21 protein-coding genes and 1 pseudogene are annotated in these 26,680 nt (G+C 74.9%); 12 read left to right on the forward strand and 10 right to left on the reverse strand.

Going from position 1 to position 26,680, the window contains the following annotated elements:
• Positions 1–39: 39 nt before the first annotated feature.
• On the reverse strand, positions 40–1,029 hold the full coding sequence (locus OG715_RS34835; protein WP_266273289.1) for a PfkB family carbohydrate kinase: 990 nt from the start codon (positions 1,027–1,029) through the stop codon (positions 40–42).
• 401 nt (positions 1,030–1,430) lie between these two features.
• Here OG715_RS34835 and OG715_RS34840 point away from each other — a divergent pair, with 401 nt between their 5' ends.
• Together OG715_RS34840 and OG715_RS34845 are read left to right on the forward strand one after the other, a co-directional pair.
• On the forward strand, positions 1,431–2,498 hold the full coding sequence (locus OG715_RS34840; RefSeq protein ID WP_266273288.1) for an NUDIX hydrolase: 1,068 nt from the start codon (positions 1,431–1,433) through the stop codon (positions 2,496–2,498).
• Positions 2,499–2,731: 233 nt separating this feature from the next.
• On the forward strand, positions 2,732–3,553 hold the full coding sequence (locus tag OG715_RS34845; RefSeq protein ID WP_266273287.1) for a DUF4184 family protein: 822 nt from the start codon (positions 2,732–2,734) through the stop codon (positions 3,551–3,553).
• Between the two features lie 244 nt (positions 3,554–3,797).
• On the opposite strand, the gene OG715_RS34850 is transcribed toward OG715_RS34845, so the two are convergent.
• Positions 3,798–5,162, reverse strand: a complete 1,365-nt coding sequence (locus tag OG715_RS34850) for a dipeptidase (RefSeq protein WP_266273285.1) — start codon at positions 5,160–5,162, stop codon at positions 3,798–3,800.
• A 235-nt stretch (positions 5,163–5,397) separates the two neighbouring features.
• On the opposite strand from OG715_RS34850, the gene OG715_RS34855 reads away from it, so the two are divergent.
• Positions 5,398–6,663 carry a geranylgeranyl reductase family protein gene (locus OG715_RS34855; protein WP_407661051.1) on the forward strand — a complete coding sequence of 422 codons (1,266 nt, stop codon included), beginning with the start codon at positions 5,398–5,400 and terminating at the stop codon, positions 6,661–6,663.
• A gap of 116 nt (positions 6,664–6,779) precedes the next feature.
• Here the strand turns inward: OG715_RS34855 and OG715_RS34860 are convergent, their stop codons facing one another.
• Together OG715_RS34860 and OG715_RS34865 are read right to left on the reverse strand one after the other, a co-directional pair.
• Positions 6,780–9,077 carry a glycosyl hydrolase family 18 protein gene (locus tag OG715_RS34860; RefSeq protein ID WP_266273284.1) on the reverse strand — a complete coding sequence of 766 codons (2,298 nt, stop codon included), beginning with the start codon at positions 9,075–9,077 and terminating at the stop codon, positions 6,780–6,782.
• Positions 9,078–9,317: 240 nt separating this feature from the next.
• Positions 9,318–10,310 carry an ArsR/SmtB family transcription factor gene (locus OG715_RS34865; RefSeq protein WP_266273283.1) on the reverse strand — a complete coding sequence of 331 codons (993 nt, stop codon included), beginning with the start codon at positions 10,308–10,310 and terminating at the stop codon, positions 9,318–9,320.
• Between the two features lie 135 nt (positions 10,311–10,445).
• Here OG715_RS34865 and OG715_RS34870 point away from each other — a divergent pair, with 135 nt between their 5' ends.
• Complete coding sequence (locus OG715_RS34870; protein WP_266273281.1) at positions 10,446–11,762, forward strand: MFS transporter; 1,317 nt, start codon at positions 10,446–10,448, stop codon at positions 11,760–11,762.
• 31 nt (positions 11,763–11,793) lie between these two features.
• Here OG715_RS34870 and OG715_RS34875 read toward each other — a convergent pair whose 3' ends face one another.
• Positions 11,794–12,216 (reverse strand): RidA family protein, encoded by a 423-nt coding sequence (locus tag OG715_RS34875; protein ID WP_266273280.1) that lies wholly within the window; start codon positions 12,214–12,216, stop codon positions 11,794–11,796.
• Positions 12,217–12,324: 108 nt separating this feature from the next.
• On the opposite strand from OG715_RS34875, the pseudogene OG715_RS34880 reads away from it, so the two are divergent.
• A pseudogene (locus OG715_RS34880) lies at positions 12,325–12,785 on the forward strand (Uma2 family endonuclease).
• Between the two features lie 153 nt (positions 12,786–12,938).
• Positions 12,939–13,712, forward strand: coding sequence for an enoyl-CoA hydratase family protein (locus tag OG715_RS34885; protein ID WP_266273279.1), 774 nt, complete (start codon positions 12,939–12,941; stop codon positions 13,710–13,712).
• 22 nt (positions 13,713–13,734) lie between these two features.
• On the opposite strand, the gene OG715_RS34890 is transcribed toward OG715_RS34885, so the two are convergent.
• A complete protein-coding gene (locus OG715_RS34890) occupies positions 13,735–14,493 on the reverse strand; it encodes a maleylpyruvate isomerase family mycothiol-dependent enzyme (RefSeq protein ID WP_266273278.1) in 759 nt (252 codons plus the stop codon).
• 147 nt (positions 14,494–14,640) lie between these two features.
• Between OG715_RS34890 and OG715_RS34895 the strand changes: the two genes are divergently transcribed.
• Both OG715_RS34895 and OG715_RS34900 read left to right on the forward strand, forming a co-directional pair.
• Positions 14,641–15,399, forward strand: coding sequence for an acyltransferase (locus OG715_RS34895; RefSeq protein WP_266273277.1), 759 nt, complete (start codon positions 14,641–14,643; stop codon positions 15,397–15,399).
• A gap of 76 nt (positions 15,400–15,475) precedes the next feature.
• Complete coding sequence (locus tag OG715_RS34900; RefSeq protein WP_266273276.1) at positions 15,476–16,012, forward strand: GNAT family N-acetyltransferase; 537 nt, start codon at positions 15,476–15,478, stop codon at positions 16,010–16,012.
• A gap of 26 nt (positions 16,013–16,038) precedes the next feature.
• Here OG715_RS34900 and OG715_RS34905 read toward each other — a convergent pair whose 3' ends face one another.
• Positions 16,039–17,346 (reverse strand): PucR family transcriptional regulator, encoded by a 1,308-nt coding sequence (locus OG715_RS34905; RefSeq protein WP_266273275.1) that lies wholly within the window; start codon positions 17,344–17,346, stop codon positions 16,039–16,041.
• A gap of 201 nt (positions 17,347–17,547) precedes the next feature.
• On the opposite strand from OG715_RS34905, the gene OG715_RS34910 reads away from it, so the two are divergent.
• Positions 17,548–18,471 (forward strand): esterase/lipase family protein, encoded by a 924-nt coding sequence (locus tag OG715_RS34910; RefSeq protein ID WP_407661146.1) that lies wholly within the window; start codon positions 17,548–17,550, stop codon positions 18,469–18,471.
• Between the two features lie 140 nt (positions 18,472–18,611).
• On the forward strand, positions 18,612–19,400 hold the full coding sequence (locus OG715_RS34915) for a hypothetical protein (protein WP_266273273.1): 789 nt from the start codon (positions 18,612–18,614) through the stop codon (positions 19,398–19,400).
• 124 nt (positions 19,401–19,524) lie between these two features.
• On the opposite strand, the gene OG715_RS34920 is transcribed toward OG715_RS34915, so the two are convergent.
• A complete protein-coding gene (locus OG715_RS34920; RefSeq protein ID WP_266273272.1) occupies positions 19,525–20,106 on the reverse strand; it encodes a HutD/Ves family protein in 582 nt (193 codons plus the stop codon).
• A gap of 67 nt (positions 20,107–20,173) precedes the next feature.
• On the reverse strand, positions 20,174–21,430 hold the full coding sequence (locus OG715_RS34925; RefSeq protein WP_407661052.1) for an MFS transporter: 1,257 nt from the start codon (positions 21,428–21,430) through the stop codon (positions 20,174–20,176).
• A 116-nt stretch (positions 21,431–21,546) separates the two neighbouring features.
• On the opposite strand from OG715_RS34925, the gene OG715_RS34930 reads away from it, so the two are divergent.
• Together OG715_RS34930 and OG715_RS34935 are read left to right on the forward strand one after the other, a co-directional pair.
• Positions 21,547–22,725 (forward strand): ROK family protein, encoded by a 1,179-nt coding sequence (locus tag OG715_RS34930; protein ID WP_266274593.1) that lies wholly within the window; start codon positions 21,547–21,549, stop codon positions 22,723–22,725.
• A gap of 173 nt (positions 22,726–22,898) precedes the next feature.
• Positions 22,899–24,005 carry a PLP-dependent cysteine synthase family protein gene (locus tag OG715_RS34935; RefSeq protein ID WP_266273270.1) on the forward strand — a complete coding sequence of 369 codons (1,107 nt, stop codon included), beginning with the start codon at positions 22,899–22,901 and terminating at the stop codon, positions 24,003–24,005.
• Between the two features lie 102 nt (positions 24,006–24,107).
• Here OG715_RS34935 and OG715_RS34940 read toward each other — a convergent pair whose 3' ends face one another.
• A complete protein-coding gene (locus tag OG715_RS34940) occupies positions 24,108–26,507 on the reverse strand; it encodes a right-handed parallel beta-helix repeat-containing protein (RefSeq protein WP_266273269.1) in 2,400 nt (799 codons plus the stop codon).
• Between the last annotated feature and the right edge of the window lie 173 nt (positions 26,508–26,680).

A 26,680-nucleotide genomic window follows, 5' to 3' on the forward strand; every position in this document is an offset into this window, starting at 1 on the left:
TCTTCCGCGGGTCCTCCGCCGGTCCTCGGGAGTGGGTGGTCAGGAGGGGCGGGCGGCCGGGCCGGTGAGGTCGGCCGGTCGGGGGAGGGCGCCGCGGGCGCCCAGGGCGGTGACCGCGAAGGCGCCGGCCGCGACGGCGGTGGCGGCGGCCTCGGGGAGGGACGCGCCCTGGGCCAGCCGGGCGGCGAGGGCACCGCAGAACACGTCGCCGGCGCCGGTGGTGTCGACGACGGCCACCTCGGGGGCGGGGACGCGGTGGAGCGCGCCGCCCGTCGCGACCAGGGCGCCCGCCGCGCCGAGGGTGACCACCGCGCCGTCGCCGAGCGCCGCCAGCGCGGTGGCCGTCGCGGCGGTGCCGTCCCGACGGTCGTCCCCACTGTTGTCCCCGGTGCCGTCGGTGGTCCCGGCGGCGTCGGCGGAGCGGCCGGTGAGCTGGGCGGCCTCGACGGCGTTCGCGACCAGGAGCGGGCGACGCAGCCCCGGGCCGGACCAGTCCGGGAGGGCACCCGCCGGCGCCGCGTTGTGGATCCAGCGCGGCCCGGCGGGCAACGCGGAGGCCGTCGCGCGGATGCACTCCTCGGGGACCTCACCACTGGTCAGGACGGTGTCGGCGGAGGTCAGGGCGAGTCCGGCGAGGGCCTGGGCGACCTCGGCGCCGGTCAGCCGGCCATTGGCGCCGGGGACGACCACGATGCTGTTCTCCCCGGCCGGGTCGACCAGGACGACGGCCAGACCGGTGGGCGCGTCCGGGTCGGTGCGCACGGCGTCGGTCGCCACTCCGGCCGCCCGGAGGTCGGCCAGTGCGGCCCGGCCCTCGGCGTCGGCGCCGACCCGGGCCACCAGGCAGGTCGGCGCGCCCATGGCGGCCGCCGCCACGGCCTGGTTGGCGCCCTTGCCGCCGAAGCCCTGGGCGGAGCCGGCCGCGAGCACGGTCTCCCCGGGGGCGGGGAGGACGGGGCAGCGCAGGATGCGGTCGATGTTCACGGAGCCGATGGCCACGACGCGGCCGGGTGTGCTGGGTGCGGTCATCGTTCCTCTCTATGCGGTCGGCCGCCGATGGGCAAGCACGGGCCCGGCCCGGCGGCGGGGTGGGCGGCTCCCGAGCGGCGGGGTGGGCGGCGCCTGAGCGGCGGGGTGTACGGACGGTGGGGCGTACGAGGTGTGGAGGGGGGCGCGCGCTCTGGTGCGGACTCCGGTGCCCAAGGGTGCGCGCTCCGGCGCGGCGGGGGTTGCACCGGTCCTGTGGTAGGCCCTCTGACCTGGGCACATGCCGCTGTCAAACGGAACCGGGAACCGCCATGAGCCGGGCCGACGTGGAGGTATGGGGAACGGCGCGGCGCGGGTACCACCTCGGGTGGCGCTGGTTCGGCTGACGGGGGCGCCGCCCGGTGCGAACGGCATCGGGGGAGGTCGAGAAACAGGGGACGTTAGTGATCGTCTGGGTCAATGGCACGTTCGGGGCGGGCAAGACGAGCGCCTGTCGCGAGTTGGTGGAGCTGCTGCCCGGCAGCATGCTGTTCGATCCCGAGCTGGTCGGCTTCGGGCTGCGGGCGATGCTGCCGGCCGACCGGATGGCGGCGGTGTCGGACTTCCAGGAGCTGCCGGCCTGGCGGCGGCTCGTCCCCGAGACGGCGGCGGCGCTGCTCGGCGAGGTGCCAGGGCCGCTGGTGGTCCCGATGACGCTGCTGCGGGAGGACTACCGGGACGAGATATTCGGTTCACTGGCCTCCCACGGCATCGCGGTGCACCACCTCGTCCTGGACCCTGAAGAAACGATCCTGCGTGCGCGCATTGCCCAGCGGGAGGAGGTGCCGGACGACCCCGCCCGCAGCGAACGGATCCGGCAGTGGTGCCTGGAGCACGTGCCCCGGTACCTCGCCGCCCGCCGCTGGCTGCGCCGGGACGCCCGGCTCGTGGACACCTCCGGGCTCACCCCGGGCGAGACGGCCGCCAGACTCGCCCAGCTGGTGGGCGACGGATCGGCCCGCTGTCCGATCGTGCAGAGCCCCGACCCCACCGGGGACACCGTGGCCGCCGCCGTCCTGTTCTTCGACGAGCAGGACCGGGTGCTGCTGGTCGACCCGGTCTACAAGCCGGACTGGGAGTTCCCCGGCGGGGTGGTCGAGCGCGGCGAGGCGCCGACCGACGCCGCGCTGCGGGAGACCGCCGAGGAACTCGGCCTCCGGCTGGACCCGTCCGCGCTGCGACTGCTCGCCGTTGACTGGGAGCCGCGCACCGGCCCGCGCCGGGGCGGGCTGCGCCTGGTCTACGACGGCGGACTGCTGGACGCCACCGCCCGGCAGGGGCTGCTGCTCCAGCAGGAGGAGCTGCGGAGCTGGCGCTTCGTCAGCCTGGAGGAGGCGTCCGGGCTGCTGCCGCCCGGGCGGTACCGGCGGCTCGCCGCGGCGCTGGACGCCCGCCGCTGCGGGGAGCTGCGCTACCTGGAGGCCGGGCGGCGGGCGGGGGTGGGGCTGGCGTCGACGGCGGACGCGGCCTGAGCAGGCCCGCTGTTCGGGCCCGGGGCCGGGTGGCCAGGTCGCCGGGCGGTCGGCGGGCGGTCGGCGGTCGGTCGGCGGTCGGGTCGGTGGAGCGGTGGAGCGGTCGGTCCGGCGTCCTCGGCCGGGCCGGCTGCTCCGGCGTTCCGGAAGTGGTGCCCAGTGGGTGGCGGTGGGCGGGGCGGGTCGTGCGGGGCAGGTGCGGCGGCCGTGGCCGGGGGCGGCAGGATGGGGCCATGCCGTTCACCCTGAGTCACCCGGCCGCCGTCCTGCCTCTGCTGCGCGTGGCGGGTGAGCGCGGGCCGCTGGTCGCGTCCGCGCTGGTCGCAGGATCGATGGCGCCGGACGTGCCGTTCTTCGCGGAGTCCCTGCTGCCCGGGGTCTACCGGTACGGCGGGGCGACCCACCGTTGGTGGGGCGTGCCGACGGTGGACGTGGCGCTCGCGGCCGGGCTGGTGGCGGGCTGGCACGGGCTGGTGCGCGGGCCGCTGGTCGCGCTGCTTCCACCGCCGTGGTCCGCCGCGGCCGAGGCGCTGACGGTGCGCCGGGCCGGTCGGGGGCGGCCGACCGGGGCGGACCTCGCCTGGTTCGCGGCCTCGGCGGCGGTCGGCGCGGCGAGCCACGTCGGCTGGGACGCCTTCACCCACCACGACCGGGCCGGGGTCCGGCTGTTCCCGGTGCTGGGGCGGCCGGTCGCGGGCGGGCCGCCGCTGTGCGAGGTCCTGCAGTACGGCACCTCGGCGCCCGCGCTGGCCGCCGTGGCGGGGTACGCGGTGCGGGCGGCCCGGTCGGTGGAGCCGGTGCGCCCGGCCGTCGAGCTGTCCGGCCGGGCCCGGCGGGCGGGCGCGGCGGTCCTGGGCGCGGCCACCGCGGCGGGGGTGGTGCACCGGCTCGTTCCGCTGCGGCGCGGGCTGGTGGGGGAGCTGTGCTTCGGGGCGGGGGCCGGGCTCGCGGTCGGCGCGGTCGGGTGGGCGCTGGCCCGGGCCGCGGTGACGGGGGTCCGGGGTGGTGCGGGCCGGACGGCCGGTGCGGCCGGGGTACGGGCAGCGCGGGGGTAGCGGTCGGCGGCGCACGGGTGGAACGGGGTGGTGCGGGGAGTGTGAGCGGGGCGCGCCGACCCCGGGACGCGCGGGCGTGCGGCAGCGCGGAGCAGGCGCGTGGGGAGGACCTGTCGGGCGTGGCCCGGGACCTGTGCTGTTGACCCCGGAGGTGACGCGGGCCGCGCCGTCGTGGTGGACGGCGCGGCCCGCGCGGCCGGGGTCGGAGGGGTCGGACCTGACTCGGACCTGCCTCGGACCTGCCTCAGGCCGAACGCAGCTCGGCGTAGCGGCGCAGGAAGAGCGCCTCGGTGAAGGCCATCCGCTCCAGCTCCAGCGGGTCGACGCTCTCGTTGACCGCGTGGATCTGGGTGGTCGGCTCCTCGACGCCGATCAGCACGATCTCGGCCCCCGGGTAGAGCGTGCGCAGCGTGTTGCAGAGCGGGATCGAGCCGCCCTCGCCGGAGGCGACCATCGGGGTGCCGAAGGCCTCGGCCATCGCCTCGCCCATCGCCTCGTAGGCCGGACCGGAGGTGTCGGCGAGGAACGGGGAGCCGTTGCCCTGGCGCTCGACGGTGACCTGCGCGCCGAACGGCACCTGGGCCTCCAGGTGGGCGACCAGCGCCTCCTGGGCGGCGCCGGTGTCGGTGCCCGGCGGGACGCGCAGGCTGACCGAGGCCTTGGCGAAGGACTGCACGGACGAGGTGGCGCCGACCACCGGCGGGGCGTCGATGCCGAGGACGGTGACCGAGGGGCGGGCCCACAGCCGGTCGGCGACGGTGCCGGTGCCGGTGAGCGAGACCCCGTCCAGCACCTTGGCGTCGGCGCGGAACTGCTCGTCCGGGTACTGCACGCCGGTCCAGGTCTGATCGGCGGTCAGGCCGGCCACGGCGACGTCGCCGTGCTCGTCGTGCAGCGAGGCGAGCACCTTGACCAGGGCCTGGAGGGCGTCCGGCGCGGCGCCGCCGAACGCGCCGGAGTGCAGGTTGCCCGCGAGGGTGCGGACCGACACGTCGACCACGGTCATGCCGCGCAGCGAGGCGGTGACGGTGGGCAGGCCGGCGGCGAAGTTGCCGGTGTCGCCGATCACGATGGCGTCGGCGGTGAGCAGCTCGGGGTGGGCCTCGGCGTAGCGCTCCAGGCCGCCGGTGCCCTGCTCCTCGGAGCCCTCGACGATGATCTTCAGGCCGACCGGGTAGCCGCCGTCCGCCCGGCGCAGCGCCCGAAGGGCCGTCAGGTGCATCAGGATGTTGCCCTTGCAGTCGGCCGCGCCGCGCCCGTACCAGCGGCCGTCGCGCTCGGTCAGCTCGAAGGCGGGGCTCAGCCACTCGTCCTCGGCCAGCGGCGGCTGGACGTCGTAGTGCGAGTAGAGCAGGACGGTCGGGGCGCCGGCCGGGCCGGGCAGCTCGGCGTAGACGGACTGGGTGCCGTCGGGGGTGTCGAGCAGCCGGACACCGGTCAGGCCCTCGGCGGCGAAGGCCTCGGCGACCCAGTGGGCGGCCTTCTCGCACTCGTCGACCGGGAACTGGCGCGGATCGGCGACCGAGCGGAAGGCGACCAGTTCGGCGAGGTCGGTGCGGGCGCGGTCCATCAGGGACCGGACGGCGTCGGCCAGGGGCAGCTGCGGCATCGGTTGTGCTCCGGGTAGGGGTGGTCCGTCCGGGGGGTGCTTCGGGCGAACGGCGTTGACGTGGGGTAACGCCGATCATAGGCGGACACGAACGGACGGCCCCGGGGGGAGCGGTGTCAGGAACCGTCCGCACGGCCGGTACAGGACGGTACGGGCCGGTGCGGGCGTGATTCGTTCGCGCGTTCGGTGCGGTGCGGCCCACGTCGGCGGGGACGGCCGCATAGGATTGTTGCCCGTGACTGACTCCGGAAGCCCCGATTCTCGTAGCCCGATCGACGCCGAGGCCGCCGGGCCGGACCGGCCGGACCCGTTGGACCCGTTGGACCCGTTGGACGGCGTCTGGGACGTCGTCGTGGTCGGTGCCGGACCGGCCGGCTCCTCCGCCGCGCACGCCGCCGCCGCCCAGGGCCGGCGCGTGCTGCTGCTCGACAAGGCCGAGCACCCCCGGTACAAGACCTGCGGCGGCGGCATCATCGGCCCGTCCCGGGACAGCCTGCCGCCGGACTTCCGGCTGCCGCTCCAGGACCGGGTGCACGCCGTCACCTTCGCGTACGGCGGCAGGTTCACCCGCACCCGGCGTTCCAAGCGGATGCTGTTCGGCCTGGTCAACCGGGACGAGTTCGACCTGCGCCTGGTGCAGGCGGCCAAGCAGGCGGGCGCGGTGCTGGTCACCGGAGTGACCGTCACCGGGGTCGAGCAGCGCGGCGGCGAGCACCGTACGGCGCTGGTCACGGCCGCCGACGGGCGCAGCTTCGAGGCCCGCGCGGTGGTCGGCGCGGACGGCAGCGCGAGCCGGATCGGCCGGCACGTGGGCGTCTCCTTCGACCAGATCGACCTCGGTCTGGAGGCGGAGATCCCCGTCCCGGCCGAGGTGGCCGCGGCCTGGGCCGGCCGGATCCACCTCGACTGGGGTCCGCTGCCCGGCAGTTACGGCTGGGTGTTCCCGAAGACCGAGTCCGGCAGCCTGACCGTCGGGGTGATCTCGGCCCGCGGCGACGGCGAGCGGACCAAGCAGTACCTGGCCGACTACATCCAGCAGCTGGGCCTCGCGGGGTTCCGGCCGAGCGTGGAGTCCGGCCACCTGACCCGCTGCCGGGCCGAGGACTCGCCGCTGTCGCGCGGCCGGGTGCTGGTGGCCGGCGACGCGGCCGGGCTGCTGGAGCCGTGGACCCGGGAAGGCATCTCGTACGCGCTGCGCTCGGGCCGGCTGGCCGGGGAGTGGGCGGTCAAGGTCGCCGAGTCGGCGACGGCGGCTGAGGTGCGCCGGGAGGCGCTGAACTACGCCTTCGCGATCAAGGCCGGCCTGGGGGTGGAGATGCGGGCCGGCAAGCAGATGCTGACCGCCTTCGAGCGTCGGCCGTACCTGTTCCACGCGGCGGTCTGCCTGATCGACCCGGCCTGGCGGGCCTTCGCCCGCACCACCCAGGGCCACACCACCTTCGCCCAGGTGATCCGCCAGTACCGCTCGGCCCGCCGCCTCGCGGCCCTGGCCTCGCGCTGACGTGACGCCGGGTCCGGCGGGTTGGTGCCCGCCGGACCCGGCGTGCTCGGACTTGACGTGCTGTTGAGCCCGTGTGTTCGGACTCGGCGTGCGCCGGGCCGGTTGTGCCGGGGGTGCTACTTGAGGCCGTTGTCGATCGCTGTGATCAGGGTGCCGCCGGGGGTGTCGCCGGTCATTTCCCAGATCATCGCGCCGAGCAGGCCCTTCGATTTCAGGTAGGCCGTCTTCTTGCCGATCGACCAGGCGTCGTCGAAGGTCCACCACTGGCCGCCGGCGCCGGTGTAGCCGTAGGTCGCGACCGACTGTTCGTCGTGGTGGACGGCGAGGTTGGGGAAGGTGGTGATCAGGTTGTTGTACCCGCGGGTGCCGGCCTCCTCGGCGAACTGGCCGGGGGCGGCGCCGGTCGCGCTCTGCCACTCGCCCTTGACGCCGCCGTCGGCGACGCCCTGCCAGCCCCGGCCGTAGAACGCCAGGCCGATGGTGAGCTTGCGCGGGTTGACCCCGGCGTCGAGGTAGGGCTTGACCGCCGTGTCGACGCTGAAGTGGTTGGTGTACGGGTCCTGGGCGTCCGGGTAGAGGTTGCCCTGGTGGCCGGTGCGGTTGGGCTCCCAGGAGTTGTCGCTGCCCGCGCCGTGGAAGTCGTAGCCCTGGACGTTGGCGATGTCGAGGTAGTTGAAGATCTTCGAGAGGTCCCAGCCCTGGTCGATCTTCACCGGGTCGGCCGGGGTGAAGGCGGTCAGCAGCTTGTGCGAGCCGCCGAGGGCGTCCAGCTGCTTGCGGAACTCGGCCAGCAGCAGGGTCAGGTTGGCCTTGTCGTTGGTGCTGTAGTGGTTGCCGGCGTGGCCGTCGGGCGAGCCGGGCCACTCCCAGTCGAGGTCGATGCCGTCGAAGATGCCGGCCGCGACGCCGTCGCCGCCCGCGCCGTTGTAGACCGGCAGGTTGCCCTTGATCCACACGTCGAGGCAGGACTTGACGAGCTTCTGCCGGGAGGCGTCGGTGGCCGCCGCGTCGGAGAAGTACTTGGAGTACGTCCAGCCGCCCAGCGAGACGACGATCTTCAGGTTCGGGTACTTCGCCTTGAGCTTCTTCAACTGGTTGAAGTTGCCGCGCAGTTTGCCCCAGCCGTCGTCCGCCACGCCGTCGATCGACTGGGCGGCGCTCATCGGGCGGGCGTAGTCGGCGTCGGCGTCGCCCGCGCCGGTGCCCTGGTCCGGGTCCTGCGGGTTGGCGGTGGTGCCCTTGGTGACGCCCGCCATGCAGGTCAGGTTGACCGGGTCGATGTTCTCGAAGGCGTAGTTGATGACGTCGAGCTTGGCCGCGCTGCCCGAGGTGTCGAGGTTCTTGACGAAGTACTGGCGGCCGTAGATGCCCCACTGGGTGAAGTAGCCGACCCGGGCGTACTTGCCGGCGCCGACCAGGTCGGAGGTGGTGACCTTCAGCGGCGCCGAGGCGGGCGAGGCGTTGTCCGCGCCGTCCCTGGCCTTGACGGTGAAGGTGTAGGAGGTGGACGGGGAGAGGCTGCCGACGGTGGTGGTCAGGGTGGAGCCGGTGACCGAGCGGACCAGGGCGCCGTCCTGGTAGACGTCGTACGCGGCGACCTTCAGGTTGTCGGTGGCGGCGTTCCAGGCGAGCGTCACGTCGCTCGAACCCACCGCGGTGGTGCGGAGGTTGGTGGGCGCGGTGGGCGGCGTCGGGTCGGTCGCCGGGTCGAAGGTGGAGGCGGTGACCGGCACGCTCGCCGGGCCGAGGTTGCCGCGGGTGTCCTTGGCGCGGACGGTCAGCGTGTAGCTGGTCGCCGGGGTGAGGTTGCTGACCACGGCGTCGGTGGTGGTGCTGCCGCCGACCACGGTGCTGCCGTTCAGCACGTCGTAGGAGGCCACCGGGAAGTCGCCGCCGGTGGCCGCGGGCCACTTCAGCGCGAGGCTGTGCGCGGTGGAGTCGGTCACCGCGGGGGTCCCGGGCGCGGAGGGCAGGACGTCCGAACTGCCGTCGCACTTGTCGCCGTTGATCCGGCAGCCGGTGGGAGTGCCGACCGGGCCGTTGGCGACGAACCAGAAGCTGTAGGGCTCGGTGGTCTTCCCTGCGGGGACGTTGGCGTTGTAGAACGCGGCGACGGCGGTGACGTGGCGGCCGTTGACCGTCGCCGTCCCGTTGTAGCTGTTCTGGACGGTGACGCCGGCCGGGAGGTCGAACTCCAGGGTCCAGCCGTTGACGCCGGTGGTGTTGTCGTTCCTGACGATGTAAGTGCCCTTCCACCAGGAACCGTTGTTCTCGGTGGTGAAGGCGGCGGTGAGCTTGCCGGCCGCGTTGGCCGGGGTGGCCAGTGCGGTGATCGCGGCCAGGGGGAGGAGCAGGACGGAGAGCAGCGCGATCAGCCGGTGGCGGCCTCTGCGCGTGCGGGATCGAACGGACATGGTTCTCCCTGCGACTGTGGGGGTTGGACAGGGTGACGCCGAACCGAACGGGGTGGTGCGGGGGGTGGTGCCGGGGTGGTGCGGTGGTGGTGCGGGGTTCGTGACATGCCCACCGCCGTGGGGAGACGGGGGCATGGGCACTGTAGGAGGTACAGACCAATGCGTCAACAGGTCTGTACCACTGGCGAGTTGATCGGACCCGGCGGGCCCTGGCCGGAGCCGTGGTCGGAGCCCGGGTCGTCAGCCGCGGCGCGGGTGGCCGGACAGCTCGTCGCCGAGCGGGCTGCGGCTGTACAGCACCGAACGGCCGTGCCGCGCCCGGTTCACCAGTCCGGTCCGGTGCAGCACCGCCAGGTGCTGGCTGACCGCGGCCGGCGTCACCCCCAGCCGGTAGGCGAGGTCGGTGGTACTGGCCGGCTCGGCCAGCAGCGCCAGCAGCCGGGTCTTCGGCGCGCCGAGCAGCTGCTCCAGCGCGTGCGGGGTCGCCGGCGACGCCGGAGCGGTCATCCCCGCCTGCCCCCGGGCCGGGTAACTGATCTGCGGCGCCCGGTCGTTGCTGATCATCGTGATCGCGCCCCGGGCGAAGAAGGTCGGCACCAGGACCAGCCCGCGCCCGTCCACCGTGATCTCCCCGTCCCACTGCTTCCAGCGGCGGTCGACCGACAGCAGCCCGTCCGACCAGCGAAGCCGGTGGTCCAGGTCGGCGAACAGCGCGGCCGCGCCCTGCTGCGCCAGCACCCGGGAGCGGTAGACCAGGTCCGCCTCCAGCACCGCTCGGGCCTGCGGCCACCAGCCCGGCGCGAGGCAGCTCTCCCAGTACTCCTCCAGGGCGTCGGCGATCCGCGCCAGCAGCCGGGCCGGGTCGGCCAGGCCCGCCGCGAGCAGCGGGGGCAGCGGCTGGTGGTGGGGCAGGAAGGTCTGCTCCAGCTCGGGCCGCAACTGCTCGGGCGGCAGCGCCCGGACGGCCGCCAGCTCGGTGCGGAAGTCCGGCCACGGGGTGGCCGGGCGGGGCGTCAGGAAGTCCGGGATCCACCGGTGCTCGCCGACCAGGGAGAGCAGCAGCGCGGAGTCCAGCCGTCGGAAGGCGGGGCGCAGCCGCTCGAAGGCGGCGGACTGGAGGTGGAAGTACCCGGGGTGGGTCCACATCCGTAGGCTGAGCGCGGCCTCCTGGATGGGGGAGCAGGCGAACCAGGTGGTGGCGAGGTCGGCCAGGCCGAGTTTGAACCGGTGCACGCGACCGCCGCCCCCCTCTTCCCGTCCGCCCACCGCGCGTCCCCGTGGCGTGTCCGTGCCGCCGGTGCGCTGCTGGTTTAAGGCTGAGCCTAAATGATTACTGCCTAGCGGCGGCGCCGGGGTGTGATCGTGACCATGACCACCCCACCGGCGGCGACCGCCGCGCCGAGTTCCGATCTGCCCACCTCCGGGGCGTCACGCCTGCTGCACCCCGACCCGACGGTGCGCAGGCTCGCCCGGATCACCCTGCTCAACACGGTCGGCAGCGGCCTCTCGCTCTCCGTCGGCGTGCTGTTCTTCACCCGCTTCCTCGGCCTGAGCGCCGGGCGGCTCGGTTTCGCGCTCACCGCCGCCGGGCTCTGCGGGGTGCTCGCCAGCGTCCCCGCCGGGCGTGCCGCCGACCGCTGGGGGGCCAGGCCGGTCCTGGTCGCGCTGGTCGCCCTCACCGGCCTCGGCACCGCCGGGTACACCCTGGTGGACGGCTACCCGGCGTTCGTCGCGCTCGCCTGCCTGGTCTCCGCCGCCGACCGGGGCGGGGCCGCCGTCCGCAACGCCCTGTACGCGGAGGTGCTGCCCGCCGACAAGCGGGTGGCGGGCCGGGCCTACCTGCGGGTGGTGACCAACGTCGGGCTCTGCCTCGGCACCGGGGTCGGCGCGATCGCGCTCCAGGTGGACTCCCGGGCCGGCTATCTGACGGCGATCCTGGCGGACGCGGCCTCGTACCTGGCCGTCGCGGTGATGTTCCAGCGGCTGCGGGTGCCCGGGTGGTCGGGTGCGGCGTCCGCCGAGGGCGCTGACAGGGCCGTGGCGGCGGTCGTCGAGCAGGGCTCGGCCGGGGGAAGGGGGCGCAATCCGGCGCTGCGGGACGGGCCGTTCCTGGTGGTGACCGCGCTCGGCTCGGTGCTCGCCCTGCAGTTCGCGATGCTGGAGGTCGGGGTGCCGCTGTGGATCGTCCAGCAGACCGACGCGCCCCGGATCACCGTGGCCGGCACCCTGATCGTCAACACCGTGCTGGTGATCGCGCTCCAGGTCCCCGCCACCCGGGGCACCGAGCACCCGGTCGCCGCCGCTCGGGCCTGCGGACGCGCCGGGCTGATCCTGGCCGCCTCCTGCCTGGTCCTCGGCCTCGCCCGCGGCATACCCGCCGGGCTCGCCGCGCTGGTGGTCCTGGCCGGCGTGGCCCTCCAGGCGGTCGGCGAGGTCCTGAGCCAGGCCGGCACCTGGGCGCTCAGCTACGACCTGGCCGGCGAGCGCGCCCACGGCGCCTACCAGGGAGTCTTCAACGCGGGCATGTCCGCCGCGCTGATGATCGGCCCGGCCGTCGTCTCGACCGCGGTCATCGGCCACGGCCCGGTGGGCTGGGCCGTCCTCGGCGCGCTGCTCGCCGGCGCCGGCCTCGCGATGGGCCCCGCCGTCCGGTGGGCCCGGCGGCGGGGCGAGGTCCCGGCCTGACGCGCCGCAGCCGGCGAGCGCGGCCCGCCGACTACTCCGGGACCACCGCGAAGGCCTCGATCTCGATCAGCACCTCCGGCAGGAACAGCGCCGCCACCTGCATCGCCGAACCGGCGGGCAGCGGCAGGTCGCCGAACGCCGCGTTCCGCGCCTCGCGGACGGCCGGCATGTCCGCGATGTCGGTCAGGAAGTACGTCAGCTTCACGACGTGCGAGAAGTCCGCGCCCGCCGCGGCCAGGCAGCGGCGCAGGTTCTCGAAGACCTGCCGCGCCTGCGCCCCGGGATCGCCCGCCCCGACCAGCCGCCGCTGCTCGTCGAAGGCGACCTGCCCCGACACCGCCACCAGCCGCCCGGTGGCCGTCACCACCTGGGTGTAGCCGGTCCCGGGAGCGACGCCGGGCGGCTCGGTGATGTGGGTGAGGCCGCTGCTGGTGGGCTGTGATTCCGTGGTCATGCGCCCATCGTGGCCGACAGCCGATCACCGCACCACGGCTTTCACGGAGGGTATCCTCCACCTGTACCCGGCGTGACAGGAGCGACCGTCGGGGAAGGAGACCGCTTCGTGAGCACAGTCCCCCGACTCCCCGGCGACTACAGCACGGTGACGGATCCCGAACGGGCACTGAAGTACGCGATCCAGCACGTCGCGGGCGACCGGGCCGAGATCGTCGAGGGAGCGATCACCCTGCCGTCGCCGACCTGGGCCCACGAGAGCGCCGCCGAGGTCGTCCGGCGGCAGCTGACGCCGCGCCTGGAAGCGCTGGGGCTGGTGTCCGGAGCGGGCAGTCTCGACCTGCCCGGATCGGCTCGAACGGCGAGACCGACCGGACGGTGAAGCGTCGCCGGTACGGCCAGTACGGCGCGCCGGTCTACCTCCTGGTCGACCGGCAGCACCGTGCCTGCACGGTGTTCAGCGGGCCGACCCGGCTCGGTCACGCCGTCGAGGACGGACCGCACGCCTTCGGGGTGCCCGTCCGGCTGCCCGCGCCGTTCGACCTCGACCTCGACACGTCCCGGCTCTGAGCGGCCGGGGGCGTCACCGGCGGGGGACATCCGGGCGTCGGTAAGCCTGGCCGAGGGGAGGGTGGGCATGTCAGAGTCGTCCGGGCGCCGCTGCCGACCCGTGGTCGCGGCCCCGTTCCGACCCACCCTCAGCCGGAAAGCAGGACCGCACCGATGAGCAGTGAAGCGCCCTTCGTCCGTGTCGCCACCGAGGACGCCGTCACCACGCTGACCCTCGACTCGCCGCACAACCGCAACGCGCTGTCCCGCCGGCTGATGGCCGAGCTGACCGCCGGGCTGGCCGGGGCGGCCGCCGATCCGGAGGTGCGCGCGGTGGTGCTGACGCACGCGGGCAAGGTGTTCTGCGCCGGGGCGGACCTCTCGGAGGCGACCGGGGCGGACCCGACGGTCGGGCCGCGCGGGCTGGTCGACCTCCAGCGGGCGATCGTGGACTGCGCCAAGCCGGTGATCGCCGTCATCGACGGGCACGTCCGGGCGGGCGGGCTGGGGCTGGTGGGCGCGGCCGATCTGGCGATCGCCGGACCGGCCGCCACCTTCGCGTTCACCGAGGTCAGGCTCGGTCTCGCGCCGGCCGTGATCTCGCTGCCGCTGCGCCCCAAGCTGGACCCGCGCGCGGCCTCCCGTTACTACCTGACCGGCGAGGTGTTCGACGCGGCCGAGGCCGCCCGGATCGGTCTGATCACCCGGGCGGCCGACGCGCCGGAGGCGGCCGAGGTCGCGCTCAAGGAACTGCTGGACGCCCTGCGGCTGGGTTCGCCGCAGGGCCTCGCGCACTCCAAGCGGCTCGCCAACGCCGAGGTGGTGCGCTCCTTCGAGCGGGACGCCGACGAGCTGGTCGAGCTGTCGGCGAGGCTGTTCGGCTCGGAGGAGGCGCAGGAGGGCATGCGGTCGTTCCTGGAGAAGCGGCCCGCCCGCTGGGTGCGCTGACGGCTGTCGCGGCCGGCCCGGCTCAGCCGATCGTGGCGTTCTCGCGCCAGAGGTCGAGCAGCGTCTCGTCGCCGGAGTGCTCCACCCGACCGGTCCCGGCGGGCAGCCGGTTCCAGAGCAGCAGGTAGAGGTCCCGGGCCGGACCGGTGAGGGTCAGGTCGGCCGGGGCCTCGGTGAGCTCGACGGACAGCGGTTCCTCGCTGACCGTCGCCAGCCAGCGGCCGGGCCCGTCGGTCGTGCTGACCAGCACGGTGCGCGGCCGCTCGCTGCGGAGCGTGGAGCGGCCGCGGGACAGGAAGCCGCGCAGCAGTTCGTCGATGCCGTCGAGCGCGAGTTCCGGTGCGGTCGCGGGGCCCTCGGTGCCGGCGGCCGCGTCGGCGTCGATGCGGTGCACGGCCGTCTCGTGCGCCTGTCGGCGGGCCCAGAACGCGAGCGGGCTCGTGGCCGTCGGCAGGAAGGTCCAGCAGTCCAGGTCGGCCGGTGCGGCGAGGAGGGTGTCGACCAGCGCGCCGTGGCCCGCGCGGAACCAGTCGACCAGGACGGCGTCGTCCGGCGTCTCCGCCCAGATCGCCTGCTGGCTCGCCTCGTCCATCGGCGCCGGCCGACGGTCCCGGAGGTGGGTGGCGGCCCAGCGGTGCACATGGCCGGTGTGCAGGACGAGGTCCCGCAGCCGCCACTCCGGGCAGGTCGGGACGGGGGCGTCGAGCTCGGTGCGGGCGGCGGCGTCGGCGAGCAGGCCGCCCTCGTGGCGCAGGGCGTCGATGTGTGCGGTGATCTCCATGATCGGGATTCTGGCAGCATCGGCGGTATTCGGACATGCGTTCCCATGGATGGGCGGCGAAAATGTTGCGAGGGCGTGTCGACGCGGCCCGTGTGACCTTGGCCGCCTCCGCGCCGGGCGGACCGTACGGACCGGTAACGTGAGCGCATGTCGATCACGCGTTCCCTGTTCAGCGCCGCCCGGGCCGGCGGCCGGCGCGCTGCGGGGCGGCTCGTCCACCGGGGCTGGCAGTGGGTGCAGCGGGCCGGCGCGGTCTCCAGCGAGAACCCCGGGCCGTACCGCTTCGGCGAGCTCGGCGCGGGGACGAAGCTGAGCTTCCCGCTCGGGGCGGTCTTCAACGAGCAGTGGATCACCATCGGCCCGTTCTCGATCATCGGCGAGCGGGTGACCATCAGCGCGGGCTTCCTCCCCGGCCTGGACCTCGGACCCGAGCCGATCGTGCGGATCGGCGGCGGCTGCGTGATCGGCCGCGACAGCCACATCGTCGGCCACCAGTCGATCGTGCTGGGCGACGACGTGTGGACCGGCCCCGGCGTCTACATATCCGACCAGGCGCACGAGTACCGGGCGACGGACCTGCCGATCGGCAAGCAGTGGCCGCGCAACGAGCCGGTGGAGATCGGCTCCGGCAGCTGGATCGGCACCGGAGCGGTGATCCTCCCCGGTGCCCGGCTGGGCCGCAACGTGGTCGTCGCGGCCGGCTCGGTGGTGCGCGGCGAGGTGCCGGACCACACGGTGGTGGCGGGTGCGCCGGCCAGGGCCGTCCGCCGCTGGACGCAGGAGGAGGGCTGGCAGCCGCCGTTCCGCAGCGAGCCGCCGAGCCCGCTGCCGGACGACATGACCGCCGCGCAGCTGCGGGCGCTGGCGGGCTGGGACCTGCGGCTGCCGGGCGAGTCCGAGGTCTGAGGCCGGGCGGCCGGGATCCGAGCGGCGGGCCCTAATTCGGTTGCCGCCGCTGCGCGGGGTCGGATAGGAAGCTCGCATGCTTCGAGGAGAGAAGATCGGGCTGCGGGCCCGGCACGAGGACGACATCCCGGTCCTGCTGACCGAGCTCCACGACGACGTGGCCAACTCCTCGCGGGCCGAGAGCGCGCCGTGGCGGCCGATCCCGCCCGGCTCGAAGGAGTCCCGGGTCTCACTGGACCGCACGGACGACGCGGTCGTGCCGTTCTCCGTGGTGGAGCTCGAAAGCGGCGCGCTCCTCGGCAGCGCGAGCCTGTGGGGCATCGACAACCACAACCGCACCGCGCACCTCGGCCTCGGACTGCGCCCCTCGGCCCGGGGGCGGGGCCACGGCACCGAGGTGGTCGCGGTGCTGTGCCACTACGGCTTCGTCGTGCGCGGCCTGCGGCGGCTGCAGGTCGAGACCCTCGCGGACAACGCCGCGATGCTCCGCGCCGCCGAGGGCAACGGCTTCGTCCGGGAGGGCGTGCTGCGCTCCTCCGCCTGGGTGATGGGCGAGTTCCTGGACGAGGTGCTGCTCGGCCTGCTGGTGCAGGACTGGAAGGCCCGGGGCTAACTGGTGCAGGACTGGAAGGCCCGGGGCTAAGGAACGGTCCGGGCGCCCGGGGTGTGTCCCCCGGCGGCGCGCTCGGCGTCGCGGGCGGCGAGGGCGGCCGTGATCCGGGGCAGGTCGGCGGGCCGGGTGGGGTCCAGGCCGGTGCGGACGGCGATCCGGCGGAGCCGGTAGTCCACGGTGTTGGGGTGCAGGTGGAGCACCTGGGCCGTGTGGCGTCTGCTGAGACCACCGGCGAGGTGCACCCGCAGGGTGGTGAGCAGCTCGCCCGCGTCGTCCAGCGGGGCGAGCAGTGCGGCGAGCCGCGACCGGGCCCGGCTGGGCCGGCTGAGCTGGTACTCGACCAGCAGGTCGTCCAGCCGGTGCAGTCCGGGCGGCCGTCCGACCGCCAGGGCCACCTCCAGGACCTCCGCCGCGAGCGCGGCCGCCGCCGGGACCTCGGCGGGCACCGAGGCGGACCCGCCCGCCCGGACGGTGACGCCGGCCGCGCGGGCGACGCGTCGCAGGGTCTCGGCCAGCCGCTCCCAGACCTGTTCGGGCACGGCCTCCGGGTCGTGCTCCAGCGGGACCAGCACCACGCCGCCGGTGGCGGTGAGCGCGGACAGCGCCGACTGCCGGGTGGCGTGGTCGAGTTCGGTGCGCATCCGGCGCAGCTTGCGGTGCCCCGCCACCGCCCGGTCGACGTCCGGGGAGCGCTCGTCGGGGTGCTCGGCGACGGCGAGGCGCAGCACCGCGTACGCGGGCGGCAGGCCGATCCCGGCCCGGGCGGCCGCCGACTCGGCCCCGGCGGGCGTGCCGTCGAGCAGTGCGGCGACCAGGGCGCCCCGGGCGGCCCGCCGTTCGTCGGCGTCGCCGCGGCCCTCCGCCAGGTATCCGGCACAGGTCGCGGCGGCGGCCCGGCGCAGGTGGTCGAGCATCAGCCGGTTGAGCAGCAGCAGGTCGGCGGCGTCACCGTGGTCGGCGTGCCGGGTGATCAGCTCCCAGCAGACCTCCATGCCGAGGTGGTGGGCGAACAGGACGGCGTCCAGCGGCACGCCCTCCTCGGCGCGTCGGGCGGCGGCCTCCCGGACGGCGGCGAACTCGCCCTCGGGGGCGGGCAGTCCGGTGCGGACGGCGTGGGCGAGGGCGCGGATCCGGCGTGCGGAGACCGGGACCAGTTCGCCGGTGGCCAGTTCGCGGGGGAAGCGGCGGTAGGCCGGTACCCGGTCCAGCAGTGCGGCGACCACGGCCTCGGCCAACTCCGGTACGGCGCTCAGCAGACGCTGGTCGGCGGCGGTGCCGCCGATCACCGGGATCCGCCAACCGGCGGCGGTGGGGGGTGAACTGTGACCGGTCACAGAGAACTCCGTCGAGGTCTGGAAGCCGCCCGAGACCCAGGTCGGAGGGGCGACCGCAGGATGGAGGCACTCGGGTTACCTGTTGGTAACAAACTTCCGCTCCGGAGGCAACCGTTGAGAACCCCACTTCTCCGCTCCGCCGCAAGGACGTTGCGCCGCAAGCTCCCTGGGGCTGCCGGTGCGGCGCTCCTGGCCGGCGCACTGCTCGCCGGCACCCCCGCCGGCGCGGCCCGGGCGGCGGACGCGACCCCCACCGCGCCCGCCGCCGCTGCTGCCGCACCTGCCTCCGTCCGGGCCGCCGCGACCGGACTCCCGCCCGACGGTGACACGGTGGCCTCGCCGCCCGGCGCCAACGACTGGACCTGCCGGCCGAGTGCCGCCCACCCGAACCCGGTGGTCCTGGTGCACGGCACCTTCGCCAACCGGTACGAGAACTGGCTGGTGCTCTCGCCGCTGCTGAAGAGCCTGGGCTACTGCGTCTTCGCCCTGGACTACGGCACGGTCCCCGGCATCACCTCCTCCGGCAGCGGACTGCTGCTGCCGATCGGCGGGCTCGCCCCGGTCGCCGACTCGGCGGCCCAACTCGGGCGCTTCGTCGACCTGGTGCGCGGGGCGACCGGCGCGGCCCAGGTCGACCTCGTCGGCCACTCGCAGGGCGGCATGCTGCCGAACTACTACCTGAAGTTCCTCGGCGGCGCGGCCAAGGTCGGCAAGCTGGTCGCCCTCGCGCCGTCCAACCACGGGACGACGCTGGACGGCATCACCAACCTCGCCCCGTACTTCCCGCGCGTCGCCGAACTGATCTACACGGCCTGCGCGGCCTGTCGGGACCAGGCGGTCGGCTCCGACTTCAACCGGCGGATGGCCTCCAGGCCGGACACCGTCCCCGGTGTGCGCTACACCGTGATCTCCACGGTGTACGACGAGGTCGTCACGCCGTACCGGAGCCAGTTCCTGGACGGTGCGGGCGGGGCCGGTGCGGCGGCCGTGGACAACGAGGTGGTCCAGGCGCACTGCCCGCTGTCGCTCGCCGAGCACGTGGCCGTCGCCTTCGCGCCCACCGCGCTGCACCTGGTCACCAACGCGCTGGACCCGGCCCACGCCACGCCGGTGCTCTGCGGCTGAGGCCGCCACCACCGGGGCCGCTGAAGGCTGTTGTCGCCGCGCGGGAAGTCGGACGGACCGACTTCCCGCGCGGCGGTCCGGTGCGCCGGGGTGTCGGTGGGGGCGGGGATACTGCCGTGGACCGAGGACAGGAGAGTGGCGTGGGTTTCGTCGACGAGGTGCCGGTGCCGGTGTTGGAGGACTGGGCGGACTGGCTCGTGTACGCGCGGGCGCTGAGCGGGGCGGGCGATCCGCGGGGGGAGGCGATCCGGCTGGAGCACCGGGGGGCGCCGGCCGACGACGTGCAACTCGCGGCGGTGTACCGGCAGGTGGAGCGCGAGTGCGGGCTGGACGGCCTGCGGGCCGACGGGTCGTGGCGGCTCGGCTGGTCCCGAGGCTTCCTCGACACCGCCGTGTTCCGGTTGACGGAGCAGAACGGTCCGGCGGAGGAGACCGGCCCGGCGGAGGAGACCGGTCCGCGCCGCCGGGCGCTGGTGCTCCGGCTCCTGGCGGAGCTGCCGCACAGCGGCGTCCACGACCCGGACGATCCCGAGCAGTGGGAGGCGGTCCTGGTCGACGTGCTGCTGCGCCACCCCGCCGCCGGGCGGTTGCGCAGGCTGGAGCTGCACCTGACGGACCACCACCACTCCGCCGGGCGCGCGGCGGCGGCACTCGCCGCGCGGCAGCGGCCGCGGCTCGCGGAGCTGTACCTCGGCCACCACTACGACACGCTCTTCGAGCTCCACCGGACCTCGACGGGTCGCCCGTTGGAGGTCGAGCGGTACCTGCACGACCCGGTGGTCCCGCACGAGGCGGGCCGGGCGCTCTGGCCCGCGCTGCCCGCCCTGCGCAGTCTGGAGCTCGAAGGCGCGTTCCTGTTCGACGACGTGGTGCACGAGGAGTTGACGCACCTGCGGACCAGGGGCGCGGTCACCCGCTGGAGGTCCTGACCGCGCTGGCCCCCCGGTTCGCCCACCTCGATCTGCGGGTGGAGGGCGACATCGAGGTCGAGGGGGCCGACGAGCGGGAGCTGGAGCGGGTGCTCGCCGCTCTCGGTCAGGAGCCGGGCACTCGCTAGCCCTCGACGGCGCGCAGCGTGAGCACGGCGGTGGTGCCGGTGGGGTCGAGGGTGTGGGTGGTGGGGGCGGTGAGCAGGGCGGCGTCGTAGCGGGTGAGGGTGGTGGTGGCGTCGAGGTCCGCGGTGCCGGACAGGCAGACCAGCAGCACGGTGGCGCCCGCGGCGACCACCAGCGGCCGGGGCTCGGTCGCGAGGGCCAGTTCGGCGGTGGCGCGGCCGCGCCGGGTCATCACGTTGAAGTCGACCAGCGGGCCGCCGAGCAGCCGGCAGTCGGTGGCCGCGTCGCCGGCGAAGGCGAACGGGCGGAACGGCGCGTCGACGACGTGCTCGGTGCCGTCCACGGTCAGGGCCATCCCCGGGCCCTCGACCAGGGTGATCACCCGGTCCACCCCGGGGAAGGCGGAGAAGGGGCCGGCCGACCCGACCTCGGCGAGGCTGACCCGCCACGCGAAGTCGTCCAGCCCCGAACCCGCCGGGTACCCGGCGACCTCCCTGGTCACCCCGCCGCCGTTGCGCCAGGCGGTGGCCGGGCGTTCGGCGGCGCGGAGGAGCTGGACCGGTCCGGTGCTGTTCGTCATGGCGCGATCCTCGCACGGGCCCGGAGACGCGGGGGGAGCCTCCCGGCGAGCGCCGTGGTCAGCCGACTCAGCGCCGACGGACGGCCAGCGGGAGCAGCGCGGCGGCGGTGGCCGCGACCGCGACCGTGGTGAGGGCGAGCGGCAGGCTGGTCGCGTCGGCCAGGAAGCCGATCACCGGCGGGCCGACCAGCATGCCGCCGTAGCCGAGCGTGGAGGCGAGGGCGACACCCCGGGGGCCGCCGACGGCGCCGGCCTGGGCGATGGCGAGCGGGAAGAGGTTGGCCAGGCCGAGCCCGACCATCACGAACCCGGCCAGGGCGAGCGGGACCAGCGGGGCGAGCGCGGCCAGCAGCATCCCGGCCGCCGCGGTGAACCCGCCGAGCAGCATCACCCGGTGCTGGCCGAGTCGCACGGACAGCCAGGTGCCGCCGATCCGCCCGGTGGTCATGGCGAGCGCGTAGGCCACGTAACCGGCGGCGGCCGTCTGCGCCCCGGCGTGCACGTCGTCCGTCAGGTGCACGGTGGTCCAGTCGGCTATCGCGCCCTCGCCGTACGCGGTGCAGAACGCGGTGAGGCCGAGCAGCAGGACCAGCACGCGGCCGGCGGCGGTCCCGCCGCGCGAGGAGGAGGACGAGGAGGCGGCGGACGCGGTGCCGACCGGTCGCGCCGCGGGGCTGCGCAGCAGCGCGGCACCCGCGAGCGCGGTGACCGCGAGGCCGAGCAGTCCGGCGGCCGCGAGCCACTGGGCGGCCGTCAGGGTGCCGGCGAGCAGGCCGCCCGCACCGGCGCCGAGCAGACCGCCGAGGCTGTACCCGGCGTGGAAACTGGGCATCACGGGGCGGCCGAGCTCGCTGACGATCTCGACGGCGGCGCTGTTCATGGCGACGTTCGCTCCGCCGTAGCCGGCGCCGAAGAGCAGCAGGACGCCGCCGAGCGCGGGCACCGAGTGGGTGTGCGCGGGCAGCGGGACGGAGACCGCGAGCAGGGCGAGCGAGGCGACGGTGATCGGCCGGGAGCCGTAGCGCAGGCAGAGCCGGCTCACGACCGGCATGGTGGCCACGGCGCCGGCCGACACGCAGAGCAGGGCGAGGCCGAGCGCCCCGTGCGAGGCGCTGACCTGGTTGCGGATGTCGGGGATCCGGACGACCCAGGCGGCGAAGAGCAGGCCGTCGACGGCGAAGAAGGCGGTCAGGGCGAGTCGGGCGGCGCCCCAGGAGGAGAGGGCGGACACGGGGAGGGTGCGGGACCGGTCGGCAATGCTGCGAGACTGGGGGGACGGCCGGTCGGCAGGGGCATGGGGACGAATTTTGTTTCGGAGCGGCACAAAGTAAGAATAGGGACGTGCAGCTCTCACCTTCAAGTCCGAAGCCCGGGACCGGGGCCGAACTCGACGCGCAGCGCGACGCCCACCGCCGCGCGGCCCCCGACCGCGGCCGGACGCTGCTCGGTCCAGCGCTCCAGCTGATCCACACCGGCCAGACCCCGACCCGCTCGGCGCTCACCCGCGCGCTCGACGTCACCCGGGCCACCGCCGGCGCCGTCACCGCCGAACTGGAGGCGCTCGGGCTGATCACGGTCGACTCCCGCCCGGCCGGCGGCGGCCGGGGCCGGCCCTCGCACCGGCTCGCCATCGACCCCGCGGGCCCCGTGGTGATCGCCGGACAGATCCACGCCGACGGCCTGAGCGTCACCCTGGCCGGCCTCGGCGGGCTGCTCGACCCGCCGCTCCACCTGCCGCTGCCCGCCGCCACCGACCCGGTGCGGATGCTGCGCGCGGTGGCCCAGGCGGGCGCCGAACTCGCCCGCGCCACCGAGCGCCGCTGCCTCGGCGCGGCGCTCGCGCTGCCCAACCCGGTCACCGAACCGGACGGCACGGCGCTGGCCGCGCTGCACTTCGCCTGGCCCAGCGGCACCCCCGTCGCGGACCTGTACGACGTCGAGGTGGGGCGCGCCGAGCACGGTCCGGGAGCGTTCGACCCGCTGCCCACCTCGATCGCCAACGACGCCAACCTGGCGGCCCTCGCCGAGTACCGGCACGGCGCCGGACGCGGCGCCCGGCACCTGCTGCTGGTCACCTCCGGCCACCGCGGGGTCGGCGGCGCGCTGGTCATCGACGGGCGGCTGCACACCGGCAGCGCCGGGCTCGCCCTGGAGGTCGGCCATCTGACCGTCGATCCGCAGGGCCGCCCCTGCCCGTGCGGCAACCGGGGCTGCCTCAACTCCGAGACCGATCCGGACGCGCTGTTCGCCGCGGCCGGTCTGACACCGGACCCGGACCGGCCGCTGCTCGACCAGGCCGGCGAGGTCTGCCGGGCCGCCGCCGTCGACGAGCGGGCCCGGGCGGCCGTGGAGCACGTCATCGACCGGCTCGGACTCGGGCTCGCCGGGGTCGTCAACATCCTCAACCCGGACCGGGTGGTGCTCAGCGGGCTGCACCGCGACCTCCTGGAGGCCGCGCCGGACCGGCTGCGGGCGGTGGTGGCCGACCGCAGCCTCTGGGGGCGCAGCGGCCGGGTGCCGATCGTCGGTGCCGAGCTGGCGCACAGCGCGCTGGCCGGGGCGGCCGAGCTCGGCTGGCGCCCGTACCTGGCCGATCCGCAGTCGGTGCAGGTGGGGTAGCGCGTCCATCGGATCCCGACCGGCGGCCCTCGCGGGCCGTCGGTCCCGACGGTCGATAAGCGGAGCCTGGGGCTTCGCATAATGTCACTTATCGTGACACTCGTACACTCGTAGTGAGCGCATCGGGGGGCTTCGAAGAACTCGCAGAACTCGCACGAGGAGAGTGGCAGGCCATGGGGACCGAACCGACCGTCGACGTCGACCGTACCGACGCGGAGTACCGGAGCTGGCTCAAGGAGGCGGTCCGCAAGGTCCACGCGGACGCGAACCGCTCGGCCGACACCCACCTGCTGCGCTTCCCGCTGCCCGCCGAGTGGGGCATCGATCTCTACCTCAAGGACGAGTCCACCCACCCCACCGGCTCGCTCAAGCACCGGCTGGCGCGCTCGCTCTTCCTCTACGGGCTCTGCAACGGCTGGATCCGCCCCGGCAAGCCGGTGATCGAGGCGTCCAGCGGCTCCACCGCCGTCTCCGAGGCGTACTTCGCCCAGCTCGTCGGGGTGCCGTTCATCGCGGTGATGGCCAAGTCCACCAGCCAGGCCAAGATCGACCTGATCGAGTTCCACGGCGGCGAGTGCCACCTGGTGGACCGGCCCGACGAGGTCTACGAGGCCTCGGCCCGGCTCGCCGAGGAGACCGGCGGCCACTACATGGACCAGTTCACCTACGCCGAGCGGGCCACCGACTGGCGCGGCAACAACAACATCGCCGAGTCGGTCTTCGCCCAGCTGCGCCTGGAGCCGCACCCCGAGCCGGCCTGGATCGTCGCCACCGCCGGCACCGGCGGCACCTCGGCGACCATCGCCCGCTACGTCCACTACATGCAGTACGACACCAGGATCTGCGTCGCGGACCCGGAGAACTCCTGTTTCTTCGACGGCTGGGTGCGGGAGGACCCGGACGCGGTGTGCGACCGGGGTTCGCGGATCGAGGGGATCGGCCGGCCCCGGATGGAGCCGAGCTTCGTCCCCGGGGCGATCGACCGGATGATGAAGATCCCGGACGCCGCCTCGATCGCCGCCGTCCGGGTGCTGGACGGGGTGCTCGGCCGGAAGGCGGGCGCGTCCACCGGGACCGGGCTGTGGAGCGCGCTGCGGATCGTCGCCGAGATGCGGGCGGCGGGGGAGCGCGGCAGCGTGGTCACCCTGCTCTGCGACCCGGGCGACCGCTACCTCGACAAGTACTACGCGGACGAGTGGCTGGCGGGGGAGCGCATCGACATCGCGCCCTACAAGGCGGGGCTGGAAGCCTTCCTGGCCGGCGGAGCCTGGACGGGCTGACGGGCTGACGGGCTGACGGGCTGACGGGCTGACGGGCTGACGGGCTGACGGGCTGACGGGCCGACGGGCCGACCGGCCGACCGGCCCCACCGCCCTGTTGGGCTACGGCAGTCGGGGCGCGGGCAGGTCGGTGGGGACGAGCAGCTGGAGGTCCTCGGTGGACGGGTCGTCGAGCTGCGCCACCCGCATCGCGTGCCGCTCCACCATGGTCTCGAAGACCTGGCGGGCGGTCCGGCCGTTGCCGAAGGTCGGGCCGCGCTCGATGCCGGCGAAGTGCTCCAGCAGCGCCAGGGCGGTGGCGTCCGCCAGCGCGTACTCGTGCTCGGCGCACTGGGCGCGGGCGATCTCCAGCAGCTCCTCGGCGGTGTAGTCGGGGAAGGTGACGGTCCGGGAGAAGCGGGAGGAGACACCGGGATTGGCGGACAGGAACCGCTCCATCTCGGTGGTGTAGCCGGCCACGATGACCACCACCTCGTCCCGGTGGTCCTCCATCAGCTTCACCAGGGTGTCGATCGCCTCCCGGCCGAAGTCGCGGGCGCCGTCCTCCGGCGCGAGCGCGTACGCCTCGTCGATGAAGAGCACGCCGCCGCGGGCCCGGTCGAAGGCTGCGGCGGTGCGGATCGCGGTGGAGCCGATGTGCTCGCCGACCAGGTCCACCCGGGCCACCTCGACCAGGTGCCCGCGCTGGAGCACCCCGAGCGAGGCGAGGATCTCGCCGTAGAGCCGTGCCACCGTGGTCTTGCCGGTGCCGGGGGCGCCGGTGAAGACCAGGTGGCGGCGGAGCGAGGGGGCCTTGAGGCCGGCCTGCCGGCGCCGCCGGCCGACCGAGATGAGGTCGATCAGGGTCCGGACCTCCTGCTTGACGGTGGCCAGGCCGACCAGCCCGTCGAGTTCGGCCAGCGCCTCGTCGGCGGGCCGGCAGTCCGGGATCGGCCCGATCACCGCAGGCGCGACGGAGGCCAAGGAGCCAGCGGAGGCGGCGAGTTGGGCGCGCGGACCGGGGATCTCCGTGGTCGGCGGCGGCAGTGCCGCCACATCGTCCGAGGTGCAGCCCTCCACCACCGGGCCGGGCTCGGAGAACTCGAAGCCGGCCCGCTCGTTCTGCTCGGCGCGGCACCGCGTCAGCACCGTGCGGCAGCCGTCGATGATGTGGAAGCCGAAGCCCTTGCCGTGCGAGACCCGGCAGTCCTCGAAGGTGCCCCGGCCCTGGGCGGAGACGTAGACGCCGGCGTCCGATCCGGCGCGGACGGTGCAGTCCCGGAACACCGGGTCGGCGCCCTTGGTGACGATCACCCCGGTCGCCACGTCGGAGATCTCGCACTTGGTCAGCAGGCCGCCGCTGCCGTGGTCGCGGAACCACAGCCCGGTGCCCGCCTCCTGCACCCGGCAGCCGCTGAGCGTCACCGTGGCGCCGCCGCTGACCGACACCGCGGAGCTGCGGATCCGGCTGAACGAGCAGCCCTCGGCGACGGCGGCGGAGTCGCGGTCCAGCACGAACAGGGCGTCCGGCAGGTCGTGCAGGGCGCAGTCGGTGAGGGTGAGCCGGGCGCCGTCGCTGACCCACAGCGCCGGGTACTCGCCGTTCGAGCCGTGGATCTCGCAGGACTCGGCGCTCGCCTCGGTGCCCTGGTCCCAGATCGAGAGCGCGCCGCGCCCGAAGTCCCGCACGGTGGAGTTGGTGAGGCTGAGCCGGGCCCGGCCGCGCAGGTCGGCCGCGTTCTCGGGCAGGTCGTGCACCCGGCAGCCGGTCAGGACGAGTTCGGCCTCGCTGTCGAGGGTGAGGCCGTTGCCGGTGACCCGGTGGATGTCGCAGTCGACCAGCCGGCCGCCGGCCTGGGCCTCGGCCTGCACGCCGCTGCCGCGGATCTCGTAGATCTCGCAGCCGGTCAACTCGGCGGCGCTGCCCGGGTCGGAGATCAGGACGCCCGCGCCGGTCGCGTGGTGCACCCGGCAGCGCTCCAGCGCGGCGGTCGCGCCGCCGAGCACGGCGAGTCCGGCCTGACCGGCGGCGGACACCTCGCAGTCCTCGAACGCCGCCGCGGTGCCGGGGCCGCGCAGCCGCAGTCCGAGCCCGTCCGGGTTGGCCACCGTGCAGCCCTTGAGGGTCGGCCGGGCGCCGTCGACGACCTCGAATCCGGCGGCGGAGCGGGTCTCGACCCGGCAGCCGGTGAAGGAGGGGGCCGCGTCCGGGCCGGACACCAGCACGGCGGGGGAGGAGCGGTCGCTGCCCTCGATCACCAGGTCCCGGACGGTGGCCGAGGCCGTCACGGTGAGCGGGACGCCGCCGGGAGGGTCGATCCGGACGGTGCCGGGGCCCTGGGCGGGGACGATCGTGACCGCCTTGTCCACGACCACGTTCTCCCGGAAGGTGCCCGACCGCACGGTCACCGTGTCGCCGGGTTCGGCGGCCGCCAGGGCCTCGGTGAGCGTGTCGTACTCGCCGGCGCGGCGCCGCCAGCGGGATGCGCTGTCCTGGGTGACCCGGACCCTGTGCTCAGCCATGACGGTTTGTTGTCCCCACCTTCATCGAGCCGGCGATCTGCGGACCGGACGCACGCGGGCGCCGTTCGCCCGGACGCGGCGCACGGGGTGCGCGGGTCGTCCGCCCACCGTAGCGCGCCCGCACGGATGCTCCCGCCGTTCGGTACCGCTCGGTGGCGGGCGGGGCCGGGCAC

It is taken from the genome of Kitasatospora purpeofusca, from assembly GCF_036010405.1.
Lineage (GTDB): Bacteria > Actinomycetota > Actinomycetes > Streptomycetales > Streptomycetaceae > Kitasatospora > Kitasatospora purpeofusca.

What these genes read in the sequence shown, in the direction of transcription:
- OG715_RS34900 (WP_266273276.1), top strand. Translation starts at nt 15,476, where the DNA reads ATGCTTCGAGGAGAGAAGATCGGGCTGCGGGCCCGGCACGAGGACGAC.
- OG715_RS34890 (WP_266273278.1), bottom strand. Translation starts at nt 14,493, where the DNA reads ATGGAGATCACCGCACACATCGACGCCCTGCGCCACGAGGGCGGCCTG.
- OG715_RS34940 (WP_266273269.1), bottom strand. Translation starts at nt 26,507, where the DNA reads ATGGCTGAGCACAGGGTCCGGGTCACCCAGGACAGCGCATCCCGCTGG.
- OG715_RS34870 (WP_266273281.1), top strand. Translation starts at nt 10,446, where the DNA reads ATGACCACCCCACCGGCGGCGACCGCCGCGCCGAGTTCCGATCTGCCC.
- OG715_RS34895 (WP_266273277.1), top strand. Translation starts at nt 14,641, where the DNA reads ATGTCGATCACGCGTTCCCTGTTCAGCGCCGCCCGGGCCGGCGGCCGG.
- OG715_RS34860 (WP_266273284.1), bottom strand. Translation starts at nt 9,077, where the DNA reads ATGTCCGTTCGATCCCGCACGCGCAGAGGCCGCCACCGGCTGATCGCG.
- OG715_RS34835 (WP_266273289.1), bottom strand. Translation starts at nt 1,029, where the DNA reads ATGACCGCACCCAGCACACCCGGCCGCGTCGTGGCCATCGGCTCCGTG.
- OG715_RS34920 (WP_266273272.1), bottom strand. Translation starts at nt 20,106, where the DNA reads ATGACGAACAGCACCGGACCGGTCCAGCTCCTCCGCGCCGCCGAACGC.
- OG715_RS34885 (WP_266273279.1), top strand. Translation starts at nt 12,939, where the DNA reads ATGAGCAGTGAAGCGCCCTTCGTCCGTGTCGCCACCGAGGACGCCGTC.
- OG715_RS34850 (WP_266273285.1), bottom strand. Translation starts at nt 5,162, where the DNA reads ATGCCGCAGCTGCCCCTGGCCGACGCCGTCCGGTCCCTGATGGACCGC.
- OG715_RS34875 (WP_266273280.1), bottom strand. Translation starts at nt 12,216, where the DNA reads ATGACCACGGAATCACAGCCCACCAGCAGCGGCCTCACCCACATCACC.
- OG715_RS34845 (WP_266273287.1), top strand. Translation starts at nt 2,732, where the DNA reads ATGCCGTTCACCCTGAGTCACCCGGCCGCCGTCCTGCCTCTGCTGCGC.
- OG715_RS34935 (WP_266273270.1), top strand. Translation starts at nt 22,899, where the DNA reads ATGGGGACCGAACCGACCGTCGACGTCGACCGTACCGACGCGGAGTAC.